The 21,612-nt window shown below is 52.7% G+C and carries 26 protein-coding genes; 10 read left to right on the top strand and 16 right to left on the bottom strand.

Annotation, left to right across the window (positions count from 1 at the left end; genetic code table 11):
* Window positions 1-92: 92 nt before the first annotated feature.
* From EL645_RS21160 to EL645_RS21175, 4 genes are all read right to left on the bottom strand, one after another.
* On the bottom strand, window positions 93-578 hold the full coding sequence (locus tag EL645_RS21160; protein ID WP_126552343.1) for an IS4 family transposase: 486 nt from the start codon (window positions 576-578) through the stop codon (window positions 93-95).
* Complete coding sequence (locus EL645_RS21165) at window positions 560-772, bottom strand: hypothetical protein (RefSeq protein ID WP_126552344.1); 213 nt, start codon at window positions 770-772, stop codon at window positions 560-562. Before EL645_RS21165 ends, EL645_RS21160 begins: the two co-directional genes overlap by 19 nt.
* A gap of 168 nt (window positions 773-940) precedes the next feature.
* Window positions 941-1,528, bottom strand: coding sequence for an IS4/Tn5 family transposase DNA-binding protein (locus EL645_RS21170; RefSeq protein WP_161977550.1), 588 nt, complete (start codon window positions 1,526-1,528; stop codon window positions 941-943).
* Between the two features lie 448 nt (window positions 1,529-1,976).
* Window positions 1,977-2,726 (bottom strand): pentapeptide repeat-containing protein, encoded by a 750-nt coding sequence (locus EL645_RS21175; RefSeq protein WP_218031949.1) that lies wholly within the window; start codon window positions 2,724-2,726, stop codon window positions 1,977-1,979.
* A gap of 387 nt (window positions 2,727-3,113) precedes the next feature.
* Here EL645_RS21175 and EL645_RS21180 point away from each other — a divergent pair, with 387 nt between their 5' ends.
* Window positions 3,114-4,079, top strand: coding sequence for a GNAT family N-acetyltransferase (locus tag EL645_RS21180; RefSeq protein ID WP_126552346.1), 966 nt, complete (start codon window positions 3,114-3,116; stop codon window positions 4,077-4,079).
* A 122-nt stretch (window positions 4,080-4,201) separates the two neighbouring features.
* On the opposite strand, the gene EL645_RS21185 is transcribed toward EL645_RS21180, so the two are convergent.
* Complete coding sequence (locus tag EL645_RS21185) at window positions 4,202-4,414, bottom strand: hypothetical protein (protein ID WP_126552347.1); 213 nt, start codon at window positions 4,412-4,414, stop codon at window positions 4,202-4,204.
* 691 nt (window positions 4,415-5,105) lie between these two features.
* Between EL645_RS21185 and EL645_RS21190 the strand changes: the two genes are divergently transcribed.
* Entirely contained in the window at window positions 5,106-5,447 is a 342-nt protein-coding gene (locus EL645_RS21190; RefSeq protein ID WP_126552348.1) for a gamma-butyrobetaine hydroxylase family protein, read from the top strand.
* A 135-nt stretch (window positions 5,448-5,582) separates the two neighbouring features.
* Complete coding sequence (locus tag EL645_RS39420; protein WP_161977551.1) at window positions 5,583-5,723, top strand: hypothetical protein; 141 nt, start codon at window positions 5,583-5,585, stop codon at window positions 5,721-5,723.
* 151 nt (window positions 5,724-5,874) lie between these two features.
* Here EL645_RS39420 and EL645_RS21195 read toward each other — a convergent pair whose 3' ends face one another.
* Complete coding sequence (locus EL645_RS21195) at window positions 5,875-6,642, bottom strand: GntG family PLP-dependent aldolase (protein ID WP_218031950.1); 768 nt, start codon at window positions 6,640-6,642, stop codon at window positions 5,875-5,877.
* Window positions 6,572-6,970, bottom strand: a complete 399-nt coding sequence (locus tag EL645_RS44380) for a beta-eliminating lyase-related protein (protein ID WP_218031951.1) — start codon at window positions 6,968-6,970, stop codon at window positions 6,572-6,574. The genes EL645_RS21195 and EL645_RS44380 overlap by 71 nt, the downstream gene beginning before the upstream one ends.
* Before the next feature lie 187 nt (window positions 6,971-7,157).
* Between EL645_RS44380 and EL645_RS21200 the strand changes: the two genes are divergently transcribed.
* The gene (locus EL645_RS21200) at window positions 7,158-8,303 is read left to right on the top strand and encodes an AI-2E family transporter (RefSeq protein ID WP_126552349.1); all 1,146 of its coding nucleotides are present in this window, start codon (window positions 7,158-7,160) and stop codon (window positions 8,301-8,303) included.
* Between the two features lie 14 nt (window positions 8,304-8,317).
* On the opposite strand, the gene EL645_RS39425 is transcribed toward EL645_RS21200, so the two are convergent.
* The 3 genes from EL645_RS39425 to EL645_RS44390 all read right to left on the bottom strand — a co-directional run bounded on the left by EL645_RS39425 (window position 8,318) and on the right by EL645_RS44390 (window position 9,666).
* Complete coding sequence (locus EL645_RS39425) at window positions 8,318-8,491, bottom strand: hypothetical protein (RefSeq protein WP_161977552.1); 174 nt, start codon at window positions 8,489-8,491, stop codon at window positions 8,318-8,320.
* 117 nt (window positions 8,492-8,608) lie between these two features.
* Entirely contained in the window at window positions 8,609-9,118 is a 510-nt protein-coding gene (locus tag EL645_RS44385; RefSeq protein ID WP_281276349.1) for a LacI family DNA-binding transcriptional regulator, read from the bottom strand.
* 8 nt (window positions 9,119-9,126) lie between these two features.
* Window positions 9,127-9,666: a LacI family DNA-binding transcriptional regulator gene (locus EL645_RS44390; protein WP_126552351.1), complete on the bottom strand. Its 540-nt coding sequence runs from the start codon at window positions 9,664-9,666 to the stop codon at window positions 9,127-9,129.
* A 379-nt stretch (window positions 9,667-10,045) separates the two neighbouring features.
* Here EL645_RS44390 and EL645_RS21215 point away from each other — a divergent pair, with 379 nt between their 5' ends.
* From EL645_RS21215 to EL645_RS21225, 3 genes are read left to right on the top strand one after another with little or no spacing between them, the layout of a single operon-like run.
* Window positions 10,046-10,267, top strand: a complete 222-nt coding sequence (locus tag EL645_RS21215) for a hypothetical protein (protein WP_126552352.1) — start codon at window positions 10,046-10,048, stop codon at window positions 10,265-10,267.
* Complete coding sequence (locus tag EL645_RS21220) at window positions 10,246-11,004, top strand: serine/threonine-protein kinase (protein ID WP_161977554.1); 759 nt, start codon at window positions 10,246-10,248, stop codon at window positions 11,002-11,004. Before EL645_RS21215 ends, EL645_RS21220 begins: the two co-directional genes overlap by 22 nt.
* The gene (locus EL645_RS21225) at window positions 11,001-11,357 is read left to right on the top strand and encodes a hypothetical protein (RefSeq protein WP_126552354.1); all 357 of its coding nucleotides are present in this window, start codon (window positions 11,001-11,003) and stop codon (window positions 11,355-11,357) included. The genes EL645_RS21220 and EL645_RS21225 overlap by 4 nt, the downstream gene beginning before the upstream one ends.
* A gap of 198 nt (window positions 11,358-11,555) precedes the next feature.
* On the opposite strand, the gene EL645_RS21230 is transcribed toward EL645_RS21225, so the two are convergent.
* The 6 genes from EL645_RS21230 to EL645_RS21255 all read right to left on the bottom strand — a co-directional run bounded on the left by EL645_RS21230 (window position 11,556) and on the right by EL645_RS21255 (window position 17,302).
* Complete coding sequence (locus EL645_RS21230; protein WP_161977555.1) at window positions 11,556-13,349, bottom strand: protein kinase domain-containing protein; 1,794 nt, start codon at window positions 13,347-13,349, stop codon at window positions 11,556-11,558.
* Window positions 13,250-13,699 (bottom strand): serine/threonine protein kinase, encoded by a 450-nt coding sequence (locus EL645_RS44395; RefSeq protein WP_126552356.1) that lies wholly within the window; start codon window positions 13,697-13,699, stop codon window positions 13,250-13,252. Before EL645_RS44395 ends, EL645_RS21230 begins: the two co-directional genes overlap by 100 nt.
* A 132-nt stretch (window positions 13,700-13,831) precedes the next feature.
* A complete protein-coding gene (locus EL645_RS21240; protein ID WP_161977556.1) occupies window positions 13,832-14,551 on the bottom strand; it encodes an ATP-binding cassette domain-containing protein in 720 nt (239 codons plus the stop codon).
* Entirely contained in the window at window positions 14,535-16,271 is a 1,737-nt protein-coding gene (locus tag EL645_RS21245) for a peptidase domain-containing ABC transporter (protein ID WP_126552358.1), read from the bottom strand. Before EL645_RS21245 ends, EL645_RS21240 begins: the two co-directional genes overlap by 17 nt.
* Window positions 16,272-16,276: 5 nt before the next feature.
* Window positions 16,277-16,834, bottom strand: a complete 558-nt coding sequence (locus tag EL645_RS21250) for a hypothetical protein (protein ID WP_126552359.1) — start codon at window positions 16,832-16,834, stop codon at window positions 16,277-16,279.
* Window positions 16,835-17,044: 210 nt separating this feature from the next.
* A complete protein-coding gene (locus EL645_RS21255) occupies window positions 17,045-17,302 on the bottom strand; it encodes a bacteriocin (RefSeq protein ID WP_126552360.1) in 258 nt (85 codons plus the stop codon).
* A 401-nt stretch (window positions 17,303-17,703) separates the two neighbouring features.
* On the opposite strand from EL645_RS21255, the gene EL645_RS21260 reads away from it, so the two are divergent.
* The 3 genes from EL645_RS21260 (at window position 17,704) to EL645_RS21270 (ending at window position 21,523) form a co-directional block, all read left to right on the top strand.
* Entirely contained in the window at window positions 17,704-18,978 is a 1,275-nt protein-coding gene (locus tag EL645_RS21260) for a phospholipase D-like domain-containing protein (RefSeq protein WP_126552361.1), read from the top strand.
* Between the two features lie 173 nt (window positions 18,979-19,151).
* Window positions 19,152-20,378: a transposase gene (locus EL645_RS41240; RefSeq protein ID WP_218031778.1), complete on the top strand. Its 1,227-nt coding sequence runs from the start codon at window positions 19,152-19,154 to the stop codon at window positions 20,376-20,378.
* Window positions 20,379-20,686: 308 nt separating this feature from the next.
* Complete coding sequence (locus tag EL645_RS21270; protein ID WP_126548740.1) at window positions 20,687-21,523, top strand: IS5 family transposase; 837 nt, start codon at window positions 20,687-20,689, stop codon at window positions 21,521-21,523.
* The last annotated feature ends 89 nt before the right edge of the window (window positions 21,524-21,612 follow it).

The following is a 21,612-nucleotide window of genomic DNA, read 5'->3' on the forward strand; positions in this document are numbered from 1 at the left end:
TGGGAGCTTGAACCTTATGCATGGCCGCCTGCGGCGGCGGGCCGGGGGAAAAAGAAGAAGCGGGACACCCCGCACCCCGGCCTGACTTTTTATCACAAATCTAGTTGATTCGAAAGGAGGGAAGCGAGTTGCATTCCCTGCAACACGTTCTGGATATACATCCACCCCAACCACAAGGTTTTCCATCCAGGTGGGCCATCGCCTTTGCGACCCAAGTAGCCACCATGACGTGCAATGCCATGCCAGCATTGCTGCACCGTCATGGTTTTTGCTGGATGCCCACTCAAATGAGCCACCACCAGGACAATATCAGTGGGTATCACTGCCCGTGCCAGCTCGTCAGGACATTGACGCGAAAGCACACGCAATTGCAACAAGCGCACGGCAATGGGGGCAATGATGCCCAGCAACGTTCGCAACCCCTCGTAATCCCGAATCTCTCGTTCTTCCATATGGCATCCCGTCTTGAGACCTTGGTGATAGTCCTCAACAATCCAACGCCTGCGATACCACTCGACCCGCTCTTGGGCTTGAGTTGCCGTGTGGGTGGGGACCGAGGTCAACAAGATCCAGTCCAAGGCTTCAACCCCTTCTGGGGATCAGGTTCCCACACACGGATGACCCAGATCACCAGCGGACGCCACTGGTTGGCTTCCCGTGTGCGGGGAGGCAACAGACGCACGGGCTGCCAACTCACGGCCAAAAGGGCCTTGCGGGCCGGGTGTTTCTGGCTACTCTTGAGTTCCAGCCACATGCTCGACCGAATGGGCATCTGCTTGACCACCTCCAGCAAATGCAGCGTGGGGCTACGATGATGATGCGATCGTGGGGCACCGGTGTCTCTCCTTGTTCCACCAACAGATCAATACAGCGATCTTCATAGGCCCGGACGAGAAAATCACACCCCTGCTCTCGACATTGGCGCATGAACGCAAAGATGTCACTGTAGCGGTCGCCCATATGAATCCATTGACTGCACTGCCAGCAGGAGGCGAGCCCAGGATGCGCACACTGCGCTCCCATACCTCCGATTCCCGTTCGCGTTTCCAGCGTTGTTGCTTGCTCTCTTTCTCAGGGCTGGCTGGCGCAAAAAGGGTTCTTGATGAGCCAATCCCAACAACTGATCGTGCTGAGGTACAACAGCCAGGACGCTTTGCAACAGAAAGCCGTGATGCGTTCCGTTGCCAATGGGCCCCAGTCCACGCGTCGTAGGATGAGCCTGGTAATCCATCTCTGTGGTATCCTGAATCAACAAGACCTGTGCCTGCTGGTGGCATGCTTGCCGTGTGTGTTGCAGGTGGGGAGCAACCAGATGTTCATACGAGGTATGCGACGAATGCACAAATCGATAGGCCGCTTCCAAGCCCGCCGGGCTCAACACACCGGGCAGAGACGCTTGTGGATGCTGCGCAAGGTGGAACGCAAGATCGACGGCACGCTGCACACGACGTGGATCGCCCAGTTGGACCGAGCCAAAGGTGGCTTGAGCCCACTGCTGAGACGACAACAAGATTGCTGGAGACAACATCACCTTCTCCTTTCTTTTCGTTCTTGGTCGTTCCAATGGCATGTGCACCAAGAACCGTGGTTTTTCTGCTTCCACGATTCAACGACTAAAAATGTGATAAAAAGTCAGACCCCGGCAGGAGGACTAGCCGTCCTCCTGCACCTCCCGTTGAGGCCACGCTTAACTTAAAAAGAAGAAGCGGGATATCCCGCTTCCTGGTAGGAGGACTAGCTGTCCTCGTGCATCTCCTGCTGAGGGCGGGCTTAACTTAAAAAGAAGAAGTGAGGACACCCCGCACCTCGGCAGGAGGACTAGCCGTCCTCCTGCACCTCCTGCGTTGATTGAGGCCGGGCTTAAAAGAGGGAACGAGGCGCTTTTGGGCTGCCGAGTGATTAGCTGCCTCGAAATTATCGATGTTGTTTACTTGCTTAAAGATGCTACCAATCCTTTTGCTGGCGCAAGCAATGGGTTATTGCAATGAGATGCGCGGGATGCGTGGTAGTGTGATGTCGATGCCTGGATCTAGCTGGGTGTTGCGATCGATAATGGCTCCTCGAATCTGTTCGTTGCTCAGGTTGCGCGTTTGGAGGAGCGTAGCACCTACCAGGAGGGCGTCGTAGAGGTCTGTGACCAGCAGGTTTGCCCCCGTCAGGTCCGCGCTTGTCAGGTCTGCGTGCGTCAGGTTTGCCGCTGATAGGTCGGCCTGATCCATTCTGGCACCCCTTAAGCAGGCTCCGGTTAGATCGGCCATGAAGAGATTGGCGTGCGACAGATCAGCGTTCCGTAGATCGGCGTAGCGTAGATAGCGATAGGAAAGGTCGTAGCCTGATAGGTTCGCGCCTTGAAAACTGCGCGGCAATTGCTGGATCTGCTGCCCGGGATCAATCGTTTGAATTTTCCCTGGCAGTGGCGTGTCCTCGATGCGTGGCAGGTGGGCGAGCTCGTAGGTTACGCGCTCCGTTGCCTGCAATGTACGTCTACGTTCCTCGAAGTGTAAGCGATCAAGATGAGCAATTAACCGTTGCTCCATCGTGACCATGTCTTTCTCGATACGTTCCTCCCAGCGCTTCCTGCGCACTCCCTGGGCCTTTTCCCAGGCCTGTACCTGATGCTGCAGTCGTTCGACTGCCCGCCTCTGGGCCGTTACGATTGTAATTGCCAGAAAAAGAATAATAAGACAACAGCCAATCATGCTGCCAAGAATTATAATTTCGCTCATCCTTCTCACCCCCAAGGTGTTCTATTTCGTAGAACGCGGATAGGTGCATAAGAGTAACTAAAAGCTTGATAATATACTGTATTTTATTTCCTGTCTTGTGTGTAAGAACATTAATTTATATGTTTGGATGTATTATTCTTGCTCAGTCGGTTGCTGCCCGCACCAGGAGGTTGCAGGGCTTTTTAAATTTCCTCTTTGGCGCCCGCGCCCACCCACCACACACTCCACACCTGAAAGAATGGACATTGTATTGCTTGCTCGTGATCTCTGGGCGAACAGTAAAAAGCCCTGAGGAGGTTGAGCTAGACATTTACAAATGCTGATCAATTGACTATACTCATTTTTGATGATGTCCGGTAGTACGCTCGTTAGAGTGGAGGAAAAGATATGTTTATCCACCACCCCCTCCCAGAATGTTTGCGAACGCGCCAGGTGACGATGGCTGATCTGACTGCCGTTACTGATTTGATTATCACATGCGATATCGCTGACATGGGGAAACCAGACTATTCTGAAGATGAATTAATGCAAAACTGGCAACGCGCCAACTTCAATCTGGCTACAGATGCAATTGTTCTTATCACTCCTGATGAAAAGATTATCGGCTATACTGACCTTTGCCCATCGAGAGGGGGCCTCTATATTAGCGCCTTGACCCATATCCATCCCAACTATCGCCATCTCAATCTCGAAGACGCGCTCTTTGAAATGGCGGAGGAATATGCCTGCCAGCGTATAACGAGCGCTAAAGAAGATGCGACGCTCTCGTCGCTTGTGTGGACTATTAGCACTGATGAGAAGCGGTTGAAGCTGCTTGAACAGAGGAGCTATCGGTCCGTCAACACTGAATGGCGTATGGAAATTGATCTCCACGAATCCCCACTCCCACTTACCTGGCCTGCAGGGATCACTGTTCGCCCTTTTGTTGCTGGTCAGGATGAGCAGGTTGTCCATCAACTGATACAGAATGCTTTTCAAGACTTGCAAGACTATGAATATGAATCATTTGAGGATTGGCAAGCATGGGCATTCCACCGGGGTCCCTTTAACCCTGCCCTCATCCCTGTTGTCATGAGTGGCACAGAGGCCATTGGAGTAGCCTGGTGTTACGCTTTTTCGGATGGTGGGGCATGGATTTATCAACTGGCCATCGCTCAAGCCTGGAGAAAGCAGGGATTGGGCCTACACTTATTGCGCCAGTCTTTTTATACGCTCTACCAACATGGCGTACGTAATGTCGGCCTGACCGTCGATCTCCAGAATGTGACGGGGGCGGCGCGCCTCTATGAACGGGCAGGAATGCATCTCGCGGAGCGCCATGACACGTGTGAAAAGCAACTGGATTGCCAATAATATTGGCCGCTTTGGGCAACGTGGCCATGAAATGGCTCTGGCTAGCAAGCAAACGCTGAGCCAGAGCTACTTCCTTTGTTGTATTGCCAGAAAAAGTAACTGGATGGAGGGCCGATTAAGGATCACTCCCCGTGGTTAACCCTCCAACGCTTTGGTGGCGGATAAACGTAGCGAGCAATCGTCGTCGACACCCAGCCGATACAGAAGCCGGAAAAGACCAGTAGGATGATCTGTGCCTTGTCGCTGCCTCGGATTATCAGTGTAAGTGTGAGAACAACTGCCCAGACGATAGCGAGGCCAGCGCTGTAGGTCCAATAGTTTCTGTTGCGAAGCATCTTATGTCCCTCTTCCTTTCGACGGACACAATTTACAATTTCTAGAAGAAGTATACCAGATGATGAGCTGTTTTTCTCAGTTCATGAAGCATTAGTGTTCATGCTTTGCTTCATTTCTCAAAATATTGCGGACGTGCGCTGGCACGCCCGATACACCTCACTGAGCCATCAAACAAGCAATTGAACGCAACAAGAAACACGATCTGTACGTGCGGGGCTTGCCCCCGCTTTTATACTTCATGCTCGAAAAATTAGAAAAAAGAACTATTTGCATAATTTCGGCCCTCAGCGGCCGATTGCCGCCCTCCGCAGAACCGGCGGCCCAGTATCCCAGCGATTGGGCTCCTCATAGTATAATCCTTTCCTTCACGCGGTGCCCAAAAGCATGGTCCGTGTTTGGGCATGTGTTGCTTTTTCGTGCAAGAGCAGCTGAAGTGGGGGCAAGCCCCACACGTACAGATCGTGTTTTTGGGGCTTTCTCCTCTCGTCTTCGCTTTATTGGCTCCTGCGCCCGCCCGCAAGGGAACGAGGCGCTTCCCATGCCCATGAGGATAAGACATATTCTCAGCACAGAGGAGAATCGAAATGACTTATAATTATGCTCGCTTGTATAGACCTGTGTCAGGCGAAAGGATTATAATAGCGTTGCAAGAGAAAACTTAGAGATTAAAATTCACTAGAGGAGCCTTCTATGTCACAATATAATCATCCTACTCCCACCTCTTTTTTCCTGGATGAGGAGAAACGCACGCTCTACTTATCATGGAGTGATGAGCATGAGAGTGTCCATGATTGGGAGCGGTTGCGGTGGGCCTGCCCCTGCGCCTGGTGCGCTGGTGAGGGTGGAGTTCCAGGAGTACTTGCCAGCAAGAAAAGCCTGAGCCGCGAAGAGACGACCCTGATCAATATTGAGCCAGTGGGGCGCTATGGTCTGACCCCGGTCTGGGAAGATGGACATAAAACTGGTATCTATACCTACGAAAAATTGCGTGCCATGTGTGAATGCGATGAATGTAGGAAGAAACGGTTGTAAAAAATAGGGTCTGTTAGTATTCAATCCATACATCGTTGTAGGTAGTGGAATGAGGCTAGTATCCTCTAAAAGGAGTATTGAGTTCCTGGACTGTACTAAGCTCAAAATAACTACTGAGAACGATGGAGGATTGATATGGGTTCGTATAGGCGTCCGCCTGGATCGAGGCGCTCTAGTCTGTGGACATCGCGTTGGGTCTTACGCATTATTTTTGCCCTGGTGGTCAGTGGCCTGCTGGTCCTGGCGTTTTTTGCTACTAATGCCCTTTCGCACTAAAAATACCATAACCAACCGGGCAGCCTATTTTTAAGCTGATTTGTCGCGGCATCGCGGGTCGCGACCTCTGGCAGGTGAGCGTGCGGCAATAAGCAAGTGCAGCGTAGCGATGAACCTGTATTGCCGCTGACGATCTGCTCAAGTATCAGGTCTAGGAGCGCTGCATCTCCTGCAGTGCCTGTCTGATAGCGGCCAGAGCCTGCTCGATATGCTGGGCCTCGATGCCTGCATGTGTAACCGCGCGGATATTCTTTTCTCCCATGCGGCTCAAGAGTACGCCCTGTTCGCGCGCCTTGTTGAGGAAGAGCGCGATCTCGCTCTCTGTAAACGGTTGCTGTTCCGTATGTTGGAGCGAGAAGAGCAAGATATTGGTGACCACTTGATCTGGTTGTATACGTACCTGCGGCAAGTCCGCCAGACCATAAGCCAGGCGCTCGCAGTTTTCATGGTCCTCTCCCAGCCTCTTTACCATCTGCTCCAGGGCCACAATACCTGCGGCTGCCAGTATCCCGGCCTGTCGCATACCTCCACCCAGCACCTTGCGCATCCGCCGTGCCTTGCGAATAAATTCCTTATCCCCAACCAGCATAGAGCCGACCGGCGCGCTCAATCCTTTGGAGAGGCAGAACATCACCGAATCAACGCTGCTTATCAGCGTACTTACCGGTATATTTAAGGCGGTGGCTGCATTGAATACGCGTGCTCCATCCATATGGACCGCGACTCCATGGCTGTGTGCCAGCGAGGTTATTGATTCCACCTGTTCGACACTCAGGACCGTGCCTCCGCAGCGATTATGGCTGTTCTCAATACACACCAGGGCCGTTGCGGCCGTGTGTTCATCGCTCTCATCCGCGATGCCGATATTGACCGCGTCCAGATCGAGCATACCATTGGGATGGGTTGGGACTACATACATGGGGAGCCGCCCAGGGTCGAGGCGCCACCGGCCTCATAATGATAAATGTGCGATTGATCTCCGACAATGACTGCCTGGCCCTGCCTGCATGTGTCAGGAGGGCGATCGCGTTACCCATGGTGCCGCTGGGCACAAAAAGCGCCGCCTCTTTACCGGTCATTGTGGCCGCTATCTCTTGTAAACGATTGATTGTCGGATCTTCACTATAGACATCATCGCCCACCTCGGCCCGGTACATGGCCTCGCGCATCGTGGCGGTGGGGTGGGTAACAGTATCACTGCGTAGATCAATATACATAATCAGGTCTCTACCTTTCAGTTTGTGCATGAACTGCTCTCTACAAGCATCCTTAGTATAGCTTATCGGCGCAAAGCTGCATATTAGTTTGAAGCCTTTCATCATTTGTCGTGCTATCAATATGAATAATCTATATTGTATTATGCATACCATAGAAATTCGCATCTTTCATTAAACATAGGTAAGCGTTAGCTGATGAGTAGAAGGGCGATGGATTATGTCTGCGACAAGTGATCAGCCTCGGGCCTTAACTGGCAGCAAGGTTGATGCAAAATGGCAGAGGCGGCGGGATATTCCTCTGGCGATACTGGCCTGGATCGGGGTAATTGCTGTTGTGCTATGGGGTGCCTCGCATATTATGCGGGCGCTATTGCTGATCATTGTGGCGGCGCTCCTGGCTTATGCGCTGTCTCCGGGTGTGAAGTGGCTGCAAAAGTTTATCCCTCGTCCATTTGCTATTGTTAGCATGTGCCTGATCACGCTGGCTATCTTGAGCGTCCTGTTCTACTTTGTGGCGGCTACCGCTTTGCACCAATTCGTCGCCTTATCGCGCTCGCTGTCCGTTATGCTGACTCCGAGCAACGGTAGGCCTTCGCCGCTGGAAAGCACGTTGCACTCCTTTGGTATTACGCAGCAGCAGATCGCGACGACGCGTACGCAACTGGTGAACCGGGGCGAGAGCTTCGTCAGTAGTGCCTTGCCATTGATTACCAGCATCCTGGATGTCTTGCTTGATACGGTAGTGGTCGCGGTCATCACCATCTATTTATTAATAGATGGGCGGCGCATCGTGCGCTGGTGCCGCCGCAATCTGCCGGATACGCTCCGGCCAAACTTTCTGGTCGATACCTTGCAGCGCGTGGTGGGAGGCTATATTCGTGGCCAGCTCATCCTGGCGACCCTGGTGGGATTCTTCGTTGGTATTGGCATGGCCCTGTTTCATGTACCCTATGCCCTCTTGCTTGGCGTGCTGGCCTTCATCCTGGAGTTTATCCCCATCCTGGGCTCGTTGATCTCGGGCCTGATCTGTACCTTGATCGCGCTGACACAGGGAATATGGATCGCGCTGGGTGTGCTCATCTACTTTATTGTGGTGCATATCCTTGAAGGTGATATTATCGGTCCCCGCATTGTAGGGGAGGCGGTGGGGCTGCATCCGATTGTCTCTATTGCCGCCGTTATTGCGGGCTCGCAGCTCTTTGGCATCTGGGGGGCCCTGCTGGCCTCTCCCATCGCCGGTGTCTTGCAGGCGCTCCTGGTAACATTCTGGATCGAGTGGCGTCGTACCCACCCACAACATTTTAGCCGGAACGCTCAGGAGCCTTCCCAGCCAGCCACGATAGATGAGCAGGGTAGTGGCTGACACCCTGCTCGTTGTTATGCCTGCTTGTTACCTGAAGCCTTTTGCTGCACAGCAACCTGTGGCCGACTTACCTCTTGCTGCTTTTCTTCTGGCTTGCGGCTGGACCTTAAGACCAGGTAGATCAGAATCCCAAGCAATATATAGAAAAGCGGAATCAAACTATATGCCAGATATGCCTCTAATATCATGATTATGCTCCCTTCCTGCTGTTTTTCTTGCGGCTGCTTTCTTTTTATGTATCGAAAGTTGTCCCTTTCATACATACCACGTTTATGCCTGGTCTTCTGGCTACCCATACATAGTTTTTAGACGTTGGAGGTGTGTTCGAGGGGTATGGTTGAGCCGCGTTTCACAACGCTTGTGGGAAACATCTCATGGGTGGGATCTTGTTTGTTTTGTAGTTGTGCCAGTATCTTTTGCGCGCCTGCGCGCCCCAGTTCCCGTAGCGCAATATGGACCGTGGTCAGACCGGGCGTCACCATCTGGGCCATTGGTAGATCGCCGAAGCCGCAGATAGATATATCCTCGGGCAGCTGCCAGCCCAGCTCGCGCAAGCGATACATCAGGCCAAAGGCGGTCTCATCATTGCAGGCAAAAACGGCGCTTGGTCGCGCTTCCTGTGGCAATCCGGCCAGAATTTCGGCTGCCTGTTTGCCGCCAGCCTGCGTGAAATTGCCCCGGATCAATAATGCATCATCGAAAGGAATACCAGCGTCGGTCAGGGCCTTGCGATACCCTTGTAGACGTAGGTTGGCGACCGTCAAATTCTGTGGACCAGTCACGAAGGCGATGCGCCGGTGTCCCAGTGAAATCAAGTATGAGGTCAGGTCATATGCGCCATTGAGGTTATCGGCCTGGATCGAAGGAGCCTGGATGCTGTGGGGGAGAGACTGACAATGGCCGCGCCACGGCGTTGAATCTTTTCAACCATCTCCTCGATCTCTACCTGCTCGGGTTCGTTGGTTTCGTTGAAGCCACTATTGGTAAAAATAATACCATCGGCGCGATAATCTTGAAGCGTCTGCAGGTAAGAGAGCTCACGAGCCAGATTTCGTTCAGTATTGCAGATAATAGTGAGGTAGCCATGGGCATTAGCAATCTCTTCGACACCGCGAGCAACCTGCGCAAAATATGGATCAGCGTTATCGCCTACCAGAACGGCAATCAGTTTACTGCGCTGTGCCTTCAGGCTGCGTGCCAGCGAGTTGGGTATATAATGCAGCTCTTTAGCGGCCGCCAATACTTTCTCACGCGTACCCTCACTCACAGGATAGGTTGAACTACTCATGACCCGGCTGGCAGTTGCCACGGAGACCCCTGCCCTCTTTGCCACATCGATGATAGAAGGTGATTCTGCGCCCATCTGTTTTCTCACTACTCATAAATTAATCGATAGAAACGGAAAACATTTTCTTTTCGCACTTTAGCAAAGTTTATATATCTTGTCAATTTATGTTGTTTTGGTTTGATACTTTTTTCTCTCCCTGTGCCGCAAATACTTGTAAGCCCAGGCTCAAGTATTTCATGTGTGGAGTGTGTGGTGGCGGCTGCGGTCACCTACCACACACTCCACACTCCTAACCCGGCGCCGCAGGCGCCAAAGAGGAGAATGAAAAAGCCCTGACTGGACAGGTAAATGCTCTACAAGTGGAGATGAGACGTGCTATAATGTGCCTTTGTATTCATTGTGCCCGGTGGCGACAGGACTTCTTTTAAGAAATAAAACGAATAGAGGTGTTCTTATGCAGCTCCATATAGGTCAGAAAGTCGGTAATTATCGCATCGTCGGCGAGATTGCGCAGGGAGCTTATGCCTATGTCTATAAAGCGACCCATAGTTTCTTGTCTCAACGCATGGTAGCCCTCAAGATATTGCACACAACTTTTGTTGATCCGGGGCTGAGCATGATATCCTCTCTCAAGAGGCCCATATCCTTGAGCAATTGCGCCATCCCCATATTTTAGCGCTGATAGATTTTGGGACCCACGAGGGAGCCCCCTATATCGTCAAAGAGTATGCCCCTGGCGGCTCCCTGCGCGATCGTTTGCGCCAACTTCATGGCCATCCTCTCCCTTTAAAGCAGACACTATCACTGGTGCGCCAGATCGGTGATGGCCTGCAATTTGCCCATGAGCATAATGTTGTGCACTGTGACCTGAAGCCGGAAAATATTTTATTTAATGCCGATGACGAAGCCCTGATTGCGGATTTTGATATTGCGCGCGTGCTTAAATCGGTGAAGACGCAGGGGATAAATATTGGTGGCACGCCATCCTATATGGCCCCCGAGCAATTCCAGGGCAAGGTGCGCTGTGAGAGCGATCAATATGCCCTGGCCTGCATGACCTACGAAATGGTGACCGGCAAACGTCCCTTTGAAGGGGAAGATCTTGCTACCTTGCAGCAGAAGCACCTCCATGAAGCGCCGGTGCCGCCCTCGCAGTTATGCAAGGGCCTGCCCCAGCATATCGAGCAAGCCATCCTGCGTGGCATGGAGAAAAAATATACGGCCCGTTTTAAGGATGTGGCCACCTTCGTGCATGCCATTGACTCGCAACAGCATTCCGAAGCCTCTTTTCCTGATTGGCCCGCGCCGGCGACTGCCCCGCAGCATGGGAAACGCCTGATCCTGCATGCCCCGGAACCGCTAAAAAAGCGGCCCAGGACGACAGCATCTTCTACGAGGCCACCGTCGCCATGAACGGCGAGTCCACCGTGACCGCTTCTGATCGGCCCGCAACGCCGCGCAAGCGTCGCACCACTACCAAAGCGGCTACCACCACCAAAAAAGCTCCTGCGCGGGCTAAGAGCGATCCACCCGCCAGTCATCCCACCAAAAAGGCCCCTGCCCGGACCAGTAGCGAGAAGCCAGTTAGTAGCGCCGTCAAAAAAGCCCCTACCAGAAAGAGGAGCGAGGAAATAGCCAAAGCCCCAGCCCCACGAGCCAGCAAAGAGACCACCACAGCGAAGAAGAAATCGACCGCATCTTCTGAGAAAGAAGCGAAGCCAACTCCCAGGCCGCGCAAAAAACCAACAACCGCCTCCCCAAAATAAACGAAAAAGCAACAATAAAAAAGAAATGTACGTGCGGGGCTTGTCCCCGCTTCCTCCCTCCCCACCCGAAAAAGCAACAAGAATAACGAATTATGCGGTCCGGGAAGCGCCCTCGCTGTTGTTTTTGCGAGCAGGAAGGTTAAAAAGCGGGGACAAGCCCCGCACGTACATTTCGCTATTATTGCCGCTTTTGAGCGATTAAGCGGGATCGATCAGGCGACCCATGATGCTGTAGACAACCAGGATGATCAGGCTGATGGCGATGTTGATCAGCACGATCAGGCCAAGCTCTGGGAAGAGTCGTAGCTCTTTGGCGTTGTATAGGATGAAGCCAACGATGGCTGCCAGGGCGATCACTGCCAGCAGGCTGGCGCGGATCGATGAGCCAATGCTGGGGAACTTCCTGCGTCGCAGCATCGTGAGTCCGGTGATCAGGCCCGCGACCCCATAAAAGGCCAGCGGGAACCACCAGGCGTGATATTGCGGGCCGAAGTTCGCATTGTGAAATAAGGTTGTGGTTAGCGAATCATTGCCCCGGTACATGAAGTCGGCAACCATCGCTCCTCCCGCTCCAACCAGTATGCCAACGATGGGACCAAAGGCGGCTCCAAAGAATAGCGGCAAAACCAGCAGTACCGGAATATTCCGGTTATAAATCTCGGGCATGAAGCTGTGCAGGACACAGAAGAGGATGATACCGACGATGGTGGCCAGGATCGGCCATTTCCAGGCATTCAGTGGTCCCAGCCAATCTTCCATTGACTCTCTGGGCATCTCTTGGTGTGTGCGTGGCGTGGAGCGCGCGGCGGGCTCATCATAATCACGGTCAGTTCTATTATTATAGGAAGGCTGCCGGGACATGCTTTGCTGCTGCTCGAACTGGTTCTGCCGATTTTGTGGTTGCGGATATCCCTGCTGCCCCTGATAGGGTGCTTCCGGCCGCCCATTATTATAACCAGGATATGACTGTGGCGGACGTTGCATGTTGGGATATTGCTGCTGCGGTGGTCGCGGATACTGCTGCTGTTGTTGCTGCTGGGCATACTGCTGTGGATTAGCAGGAAATGGCGGGCGTGGCCCATTATTTGGTCCACTCTGGGGCGCCTGACCAGGTAGAATCATCTTGGCCGGACCAGACTGGCCGCCGCCTGCTCCAGGTCCCTGTTGCTGCTGCTGGGGGTATGCGCTATTGGGATTATTGCCCCTCTGCATGTTGTTGGTCTGGGCCATCGTGGTCGACGAGTGCATCGTTGGCGCCTGGCCTTGATTTGCTGCCTGGCCGGTAGTATTCTCACGGCCGGTGGGCGCCGGCTGGCTGTTTTGTTGCGTCCCCATCTGTCGCGTCCCATATGTATTATTGGATGGGCTGCTGGTTAAAGGGTTAAAGGGCTGCGATTGCTGGACCGTATGGGGGGCAGGCGGAAACGCAGTATTGTTGGGTGTCTGGGGTGGTATATTCGAGCCCGTCGGCATGGCGACTGTGCTGTAGGTATTTGATGTTCCCGTGTTAGCCATCAATTCGGTCTGGTTGGACTGTCCTGCCTGCGCCAGAGCACCGGCAAAGGACTTGACGTTTTCAAAGCGCTTTTTGGGATCTTTATCCAGGGCCTGCATGACCACGCGCTCGACTTCCGGTGAAACCTGCGCGAGCTTTTCGCGGATGGGTGGCGGCGCAGCAAACATATGCTGGGTGCACATTTCCGTGAACGAGCCATGGAATGGACGGTCGCCGGTCAACCACTCGTAGACCACAATGGCCAGGGAATACTGATCACTGGCTGGTCGCGGCTTGCCTTGAATCTGCTCCGGCGACATATATGCGACCGTGCCGATCACATCCTGTGTACCCTGGTAGCGTGAGCTCTGTGCCACCAGCGCAATGCCGAAGTCGCTCAACAGGATCTCACCGCGTCTCCCCACCAACATATTTTCAGGTTTAATATCGCGATGGATAATATGCTCATCATGGGCATATTGCAGTGCATCTGCCACCTGCGTGACATAGGGAAGGATCGTCGCGAGGGAAGTGCCGTGCCACGTGGATGGCGCTGGCGTAGGGTCCCGTTGGGGGCATAATCCATGACCAGGTAAGGCGTCTCGCCATCGATACCAAAATCCATTACACGCACGATATTGGGATGTGCTAAACGTGCAATGGTCTGTGCCTCTTTCAAGAAACTATCTGTATCGTCAGAACCCGAGAGTCGCGTCTGTAGTATCTTAATGGCAGCCTGTGACTTCAGGTAGAGGTGCTCACCGAGATAGACTTCGGCGAAGCCGCCCTGGCCCAGGAGTTGTACAATTGTATAGTTTCCTAGTCGCTGCCCAATGCGATCGGCCATCCTTGCTCCTTCTTATATGTATGCGCTGTCTGCCCGCATGCTTCATTTGTTGGCTCAATTGTAAAGAAATGGAGCAAGTACGTCAAGTTTTTATCTCATATATGCTTTATGATTCTCCTATTTAGAATTTTGCTAGCTGGCTTTGACTTCGCCGTTGGCCAGTTGGTTTTGGATCAGGTGGGCGTAGTAGCGATTTTTTCGTAGGAGTTCCTGGTGGGTGCCTTGTTCGATCAGGGCGCCGTCGTCGAGGACCAGGATACAGTCGGCGTTGCGGATGGTGCTCAGGCGATGGGCGATGATGATCTGGGTGCAGGGTAGACCATTCAGGTTTTGTTCGACGTGTTGCTCTGTGACTACGTCGAGTGCGCTGGTGGCTTCATCCAGCAGCAGGATCGCTGGGATGCTGGCGAGGGCTCGGGCGATGGCCAGCCGTTGGCGTTGTCCACCCGATAGGGCGCTACCACCCTCGGATACAAAGGTCTCATAGCCCATTGGCATTTTCAGGATATCTTCGTGCAGGTCGGCCAGTTGCGCGGCCTGGATAATTGCTTCGATGCTGATGTTGGGCGCGTTGAAGGCGATATTCTGGTGGATGGTGCCGCTGAACACGCTGGCATCTTGCATTACTACTCCGAATTGTGCCCGCACCGCCTGATAATTCAGGAAGCGTAGCGGCAGGCCATCGTAGCTGATCTCACCGGCGGTCGGGATGATGAGTCCCAGTAAGAGCTTGCCGAGGGTGCTTTTGCCCGAGCCAGTACGACCTACGATCGCGATTTTTTGGCCGGGCTGGATTTGTAGTGAAATGTCTTTGAGTATTTGTGGCGAGTTGGCGTCATACTGAAAATTCACATGCTCCATATTTACACGACCTGTTAAACGGGGGGCTGCTGTACCGTCTGGACGTTTTGTTCGGGTTGGGCGTCGAGCACATCGGCGATACGTTCGAGATGGGAATGGACGATCTGGATCTGCTGTGCGCTGCGCACCAACGATGAGAGCGGCGACAGCACGTATGCCCCAGGGTGCTCAGTCCGACCATCGCGCCAACCAGTAGTTGATGGCTCATTACCTGCTGAGCTCCCAGCCATAGCAGTGTCAGTGGGGCCAGAGCTTGCAAGCTGACCAGGCAGGTAGAGATGGTCGAGGTGAAGTAGTTGCGGCGGATCGAGATGTTGAGCTGATCGACAAAGAGGTTGGACCACTGCTCATAGGCTCGATGTTCCGCGCCCGCCGCCTTTAAGGTGCCGATGCCATTGAGCATCTCGCCCACATAGCCCTGCAATTTGCCCGCGCTCTCCAGGTCCTGTCTGGAGAGTGTACGCATCTTATGGTTGGTACATAGTAATAGGATGACCTGTAGGAGACCGATGCCCAGTACGCAGAAGCCAAAGGTGGGAGAGAACCAGAATAAGATGGCCAGCGAGATGATGATGGTACAGCTATCTAGAAAAGTTGAGATCAATTGGTTACTGATGATATCGCGAATGGAGGCGTTGCTATTGACGCGGGCCATGATATCGCCACTGGTCCGCTTTTGGAAGAAGCTATGTGGGAGCGATAGCATATGCTCAAAAAAGCTGGGGAGCATGGTGAGATCGATGCGGGTCTGCAGGTAGGTCAACAGGATATTGCGTAGGAGTGAGGTCACGAACTCGGCTAGCAGCACGATGAGCGCGGCCGCTCCCAGGACCGGCAGTAGTCCCATTTGTTCCTGGGGAATCACTGAGTCGATGACGAAGCTGGTCGCTAATGGCAGGGCCAGGCCAAAGCATTGTAGAAGGATGGTGGCCGCACAAATTTGCAGCAGGATAATGGGGGCGCGCTTCACATATTGTTTGGTATAGCCTAGCAGGCTAACCTGAGATGCCGTTGTGTGGCGCACGAATTGTACACCAGGCTCCAGCATAATAACTACACCCGTAAAGCTATCCTCAAATTCTGCGGCGGAGATGCGTTTGCGGCCAGAGGCGGGATCGACGATATCAACCTTTCGCGGGGTCCAGCGTTCCACGATCACAAAATGGTTAAATTGCCAGTGGACGATGGCTGGCAGGGCGACAGACCGAAAATCGTTGTCCTGTAGCGAGATGGGCCTGACCCGCAAACCATATTTGCGCGCCGTCTTTACGACATCCAGGGCTGAGAGGCCATCGCGACCCACACCGGCCTGATTACTGATCTCAGAGATGCTGGTCTGGCGTCCATGGTAGCGTAAGATCATGGCCAGACAGGCGGCGCCGCACTCGACGACGTTCATTTGTAATAGTACTGGGACCCGGCGCCGAAACAATGCACTACGCATTTCAATGAGGGCCAGCCAGACTACCTGTAACATTCTAAGCAGGGCGGCCGGTTTTTGCAGGACTGGTTTCTCTGTATGAGCCTTCGCGGCCAGCGGGGCTAATTCACGGCTATATTTCTGCATGGCCTTTTCACGCTGTTCCACGGTAGCGTTCACCAGCGCTGACGCCTGGTGACTGATACGACCGAGCTCCGCCAGCTGTGCTAATTTCCGCCGTTCCTCTATTGCCGTTGGTGAGATGGTGGTTTGCTCTTGTAGCTTATTCATTGTTATCACCTCCAGGTGGGGTCCTGTAAATTAAATTGAGAGGATCGGTTGAGGGCGGTTTGAAGCTGTGCCAGTACTTCGCTGCCCTTCGTCGGCGCGGTAACGGTGGTCAATGTGACCTGCACGACCCTGACTGGCGTTGTGAGCGTAGTCGCACTATCAGCCTTTAAGGCAAACTGTCTTTGAATATCCTCTGGTTGACTGATATTGGGGGCAATGGCAACAATCTTTGCTTGCTTCTGAGCATCGCCGCTATGCAATGTGAGCGCTATAGTCTCCCCAATGTGCATCGCCTGCTTCATCTGTTGCGGCACAAAGAGTGCGACTGTGGTCTGACCATGACCGCTGCTAGCCGCTGGAAGAATAACGCCAGGGATAGTTGTATAGGAGGGGAGTGGTATGGTAAAGATCAATAATCCAAGCAGGCTAATCTGAAGTAGAAAGAGCCAGAGCCAGGTCAGTAATAATGGAGAGGTAAAGCGTGGCAAGATGTCTTTTTCTTTTTTCTGGATGTAGTGCTGCATTGCCCGTTGCCGAAAGATCGGGCGCCGTTGAGGAGACATAGCGAAACTCCTTTCCTTATATTATTCTTCTTGTATATATGTAGAGTAGAGATTTTCTTCTTTTAAAATAATGAGAGGTGTATGGAGACTTCCCTGCAAAGAAATCGCCATACACCTGCTAGTTCTACGCTATAGAGAAAACATTAAGGCTAACTATTATCCTCAAAGGCGCTCATTAACCGTGCTAGCCTGGCAACGGGTTCTTATAGTTTACCAGCAGCCACCACCACAGCTACCACAGCTACCACAGCCACCACAGCCATAGCCACAATCATCATAGTAATATCCATAGCCATAGCGATAATAGCGGTGATGGTGGTGGTGGTAATGATGTCCTCCCCAGCCACCATTGATATTCTGTAGCTCTGTTTCATTGAGTTCCAATTTATTTTGTTCCAATGCTACGGGTTGAAGGGTATCCTGTTCGTTGCGTGCGCTTAAGGTAGCGAAAATGTTGGCTAAATTCATAATATTGTTCCTTTCTTTTCTCTTCTCGTCTTCTGGTTGTTACGCATCCGACACTTCCTCATGGAGAAGTATCTTATGTAGGTAGTTTAGCCGCAAGCAAGCTAGCTGACAATCTTGCACTTCACAATTTCACTGTGAAGCTATCCACTATTTATAAAATGAAGAGCTTGTTTTTGTGTTATTCACTGCTAAAAACGTGCTATATTTGTGATGTGTGTGGTGAAAAGGCGGTCACGACCGCCTTTTCACCACACACATCACAAACAACAAGCAAGCGCCGAAGGCGCGAGGCTTGAGTTTAAGGATGTTCATTAGCAATGAAATGGAAAATCATTCTTTAGAAGGGTGACAAATTCAGCAAATAGACCGATACTTCTTATTAAAAGGGGGTGTGTGGCTTTATGGCTAGGATTAGGAGCGAAGGGACTATGTGGCGAGCTCTTCCGCATATACGGGTGCAGCGCTTAGTTGGATGGTTGCTGGCACTGGCATTTATTCCACCCCTGCTGGTGAGTGCCATTCTGGTGCTGGTGGATATTATCCGCAAGCATAAGCATTCTCAGGGACATTTCTTGAGTTTACGTAATGAGCCCCCTGTCTCTGTTGGGCAGACTGAGGTGCAATTCTATACCTATGGCAACGATCTCTATCGGGCTATGCTGGAGGCGATACAGCATGCGCAGCAACGCATTTTATTTGAGACCTTTATCTGGAAAGATGATGAGATCGGTACACATTTTAAAAATGCCCTGACCGAGGCTTCCCAACGTGGCGTCGAGGTCTATATCATCTACGATAAATTCGCCAACCTTGTCGTGCCAGCCGCCTTCTTTGCCTTCGATCCCCGCATCCATGTCCTCAGCTATCCTTTATTCTCCTTTCCATTCAAGCTATTTTCGATCAGGTCCTATGCCCGTGACCATCGCAAGGTGATGATCGTGGATAGCCAGATAGGCTTTATTGGCGGCTATAACATTGGAGATGCCTATGCGCGGCATTGGCGTGATACCCATGCGCGCGTCGTTGGGCCAGGGGCCCTGGAAATCGAAAATACTTTTATCGATTTCTGGAATGAGCATAGAAAGAAGGATGAGGCCGAACTGCCCGATGTAAGGAATCGTGGGTGGGATACCACCCTGACTGTGCAGCGCAATGATCCTACACTTTTTATGTTTCCGATACGCAATATGTATCTGGAGAGCATCGATCGCTCACAGCAAAGTTTTTATCTTACCAACGCTTACTTTATTCCGGATCGCGGCATTCTGTATGCTCTGACCAAGGCAGCCCAGCGTGGGGTTGACGTGCGGGTGCTTGTTCCCGCGCTCTCAAATCATATCGTTGCCGACTGGCTCTCGCACGGTTTCTATACCCAGTGTCTCAAAAATGGTATTCGCTTACTCTTGTACTCAGATGCTATGATACATGCAAAGACAGCCACTGCAGATGGTAAATGGTCTACCGTGGGAACCGCTAATCTGGATCGCCTGAGCATGTTCGGCAACTTTGAAGTTAATATGGAGTTCTATGATACAGATGTGGCCGAGGAGATGGAGAAGATCTTCGCTTATGATAGCTCTCGTGCCCATGAACTTACACTAAAACAATGGGAGAAGCGCCCATTCTACTGGAAACTTGGCGAGTATATGCTCTATACCTTCCGACCATTTTTCTAATCTGCCTGGCCGGCGCATACGATATGTCTATAGCTATAGTTCAGAAGGGAATGGATGCCGATGGATACCCCTCTTAGGTGTAGGTTTTTTGAAAGGGAACAAGAAAAAGGACACGGTTTTCTGTTACGATAAGACCACCGTCAAAAACAAAGGCGATCGAAAGGGAGAAAACCATGTCGTATCCAGAAACAGTATGGCATTGGATCAAAGAAGTAGCAAGACGCTTTCCTCATCTGAGTTGGCCCCAAGCCAAGGTGCTGGCCTGCTACAGCCTGGGGATTGTCATAGCAGGAACCTGCGGCTTGACCCAGGTGTCCGACAGCCTGGCAGAAGTGTTGGGGCAAACGCAACCAACCGTCTTTCAACGCCTGCGGGAATGGCGCAATGAAGCGGGTGCCAAACGGGGTTCTCATCGGCAGCAGGTGGACGTTTCGGCCTGCTTCGCGCCCCTCTTGACCTGGATCCTATCCTGCTGGGATCCCAGCAGCCACCGTCTGGTGCTCGTTGTCGACGCTACCAACGTGAGTGACCGTTTCGTGATCCTTTCCATCTCCGTGGTGCTGCGTAGTTGTGCCATCCCGGTCGCCTGGCACATCGTGCCAGCTGGAGTGAAAGGAGAACACAAATCGCACTGGCTGCACCTACTGGAGAGCTTGCGCGGGTCCGTTCCTGCGCAATGGGAAGTCCTGGTGATGGCAGATCGAGGGCTCTACGCTCGCTGGCTGTATCAAAAAATCGTGGCGTGTGGGTGGCATCCCTTTTTGCGTATTCGCAGCGGCAGCAAGGCCCGTCCAGCCAGCAGTCATCGGGTGGGGGACTTCCGAGAGATCAAAACGCTCGTTCCCAGCGCGGGAACCCAATGGAGTGGGGACGTGATGTGCTTTTCGGATCGGCATGCTCGGCTGCGCTGTCGCTTGCTGGCGCGCTGGGATGAAGGCTATGAGGAGCCCTGGTTCGTGGTGACGGATCTGCCCGTCGAAGAGGCCCAAGCTTGCTGGTACGGGCTGCGCCCTTGGATCGAATGTGGGTTCAAAGATGGGAAACGAGGGGGGTGGAACTGGCAACGCTGTCGGTGTGAGATCCCTTCACGGGTGGAACGGCTCTGGTTGGCCATGGCGGTAGCGACTCTGCTCACCGTAGGGATGGGAGCCCAGCGTGAGGTGCAGGAGCAGGCGCCTTGCCTGGAACGCCTGCCTCCCACGCATATTGCTCGGCGCACGGCCAAGCCCGACCGAAAGCAGCATCAAAGGCGCAAGTTGAGTTGCTTCAATCGGGGGTGTCGCTTGGCAGCGCGTATCATTTGGCGCTTACAGGAACCGTTACGCTTCTTCTTGCCCGCTGAGCCCTGGCCTCAGGGGCCTGACTTGCCGCTCGCAGAGGGCTTTTTCAACTCCTGTTGAAAAACCTACACCTAAGAGTAAAAGGAGGCAGGCCCCACACGCACAGGGGGGATTTCTTGCTATTTTTATGCGAGAATCGAAAAATCAGCAGGAAAGGGACTGGCACGATATGGCGCCAATCTTTAAAACTCTTTTGAAAATAGAGTGTTTACCTTCTATTTTTGTCTTTATCTCCTATTTCATTGATTTATATATATGAATTATTATATATTAGATAAGCGCAGCAATATTTGTTTCTAGAGGATATATATGACCTTATCCGAAAACCAGTGATACAATACAGACAAAAAACGATGAGGTGAACAACGATGGTACGAACACGACCGTGGGAAGTCAGCGATGAACTGTGGGAACGCGTACGCCCCCTGATCCCAGAACGGCCGCCGCATCCCAAAGGCGGAAGGCCTGCAGCCGATGATCGCAAGATGTTTGCCGCCATCGTCTATGTGTTGCGAACCGGCATTCAATGGAACGCCCTGCCTCGTGAGTTGGGAGCATCCAGCACCGTCTATGACCGCTTCCGCGAGTGGGAAGCCCAAGGCGTCTTTGAGCGCTTGTGGCAGGCTGGCCTGCAACACTATGACGACTTGGTCGGCATCAGCTGGGACTGGCAGAGCGCCGACAGCTCGACCGTGAAAGCCCCTTTCGCCAGAGCCGCCGTCGGCCCCGCTCCCACCGATCGCGGCAAACAGGGAACCAAACGGAGCATTCTGTGTGATCGCCGTGGCTTGCCCCTGGCGCTGTGCATTGATGGGGCCAACCGCCATGATAGCAAGCTGCTTTTCTCCACCCTGGATGCTCTCGTCGCTGAACAACCAGAACCCACCGTGGAGCATCCTCAAAACCTGTGCTTGGATGCGGCGTATGATCATGAGGCAATCTATGGTGAGCTCTATGAACGAGGCTATGAACCACACGTGCGGCTCAACCGGAAGTACCACACGTGGTATCAGCCTCCCCAGGAAGAAGCCAACAGCCTGGAACCAGGAAAAACGCCGCGTCGATGGGTGGTCGAGCGCTTTTTCTCCTGGCTCAATCGGTGGCGCCGCTTGCTGGTCCGCTGGGAAAAGCTTGGTCAAACGTATCAAGCGTTCTTGCAGCTGGCTTGCGGACTCATTTGTTTTCAGTATGCTTCTCATCATTAGGTTTTCGGATAAGATCTATGTTAAATTATATGAAACGGTCGTCTCTCTTTTCGCTGATTAGCATCTTTTTTCTTCTTTCACTGGTTATG

Source organism: Dictyobacter kobayashii (assembly GCF_003967555.1).
Lineage (GTDB): Bacteria > Chloroflexota > Ktedonobacteria > Ktedonobacterales > Ktedonobacteraceae > Dictyobacter > Dictyobacter kobayashii.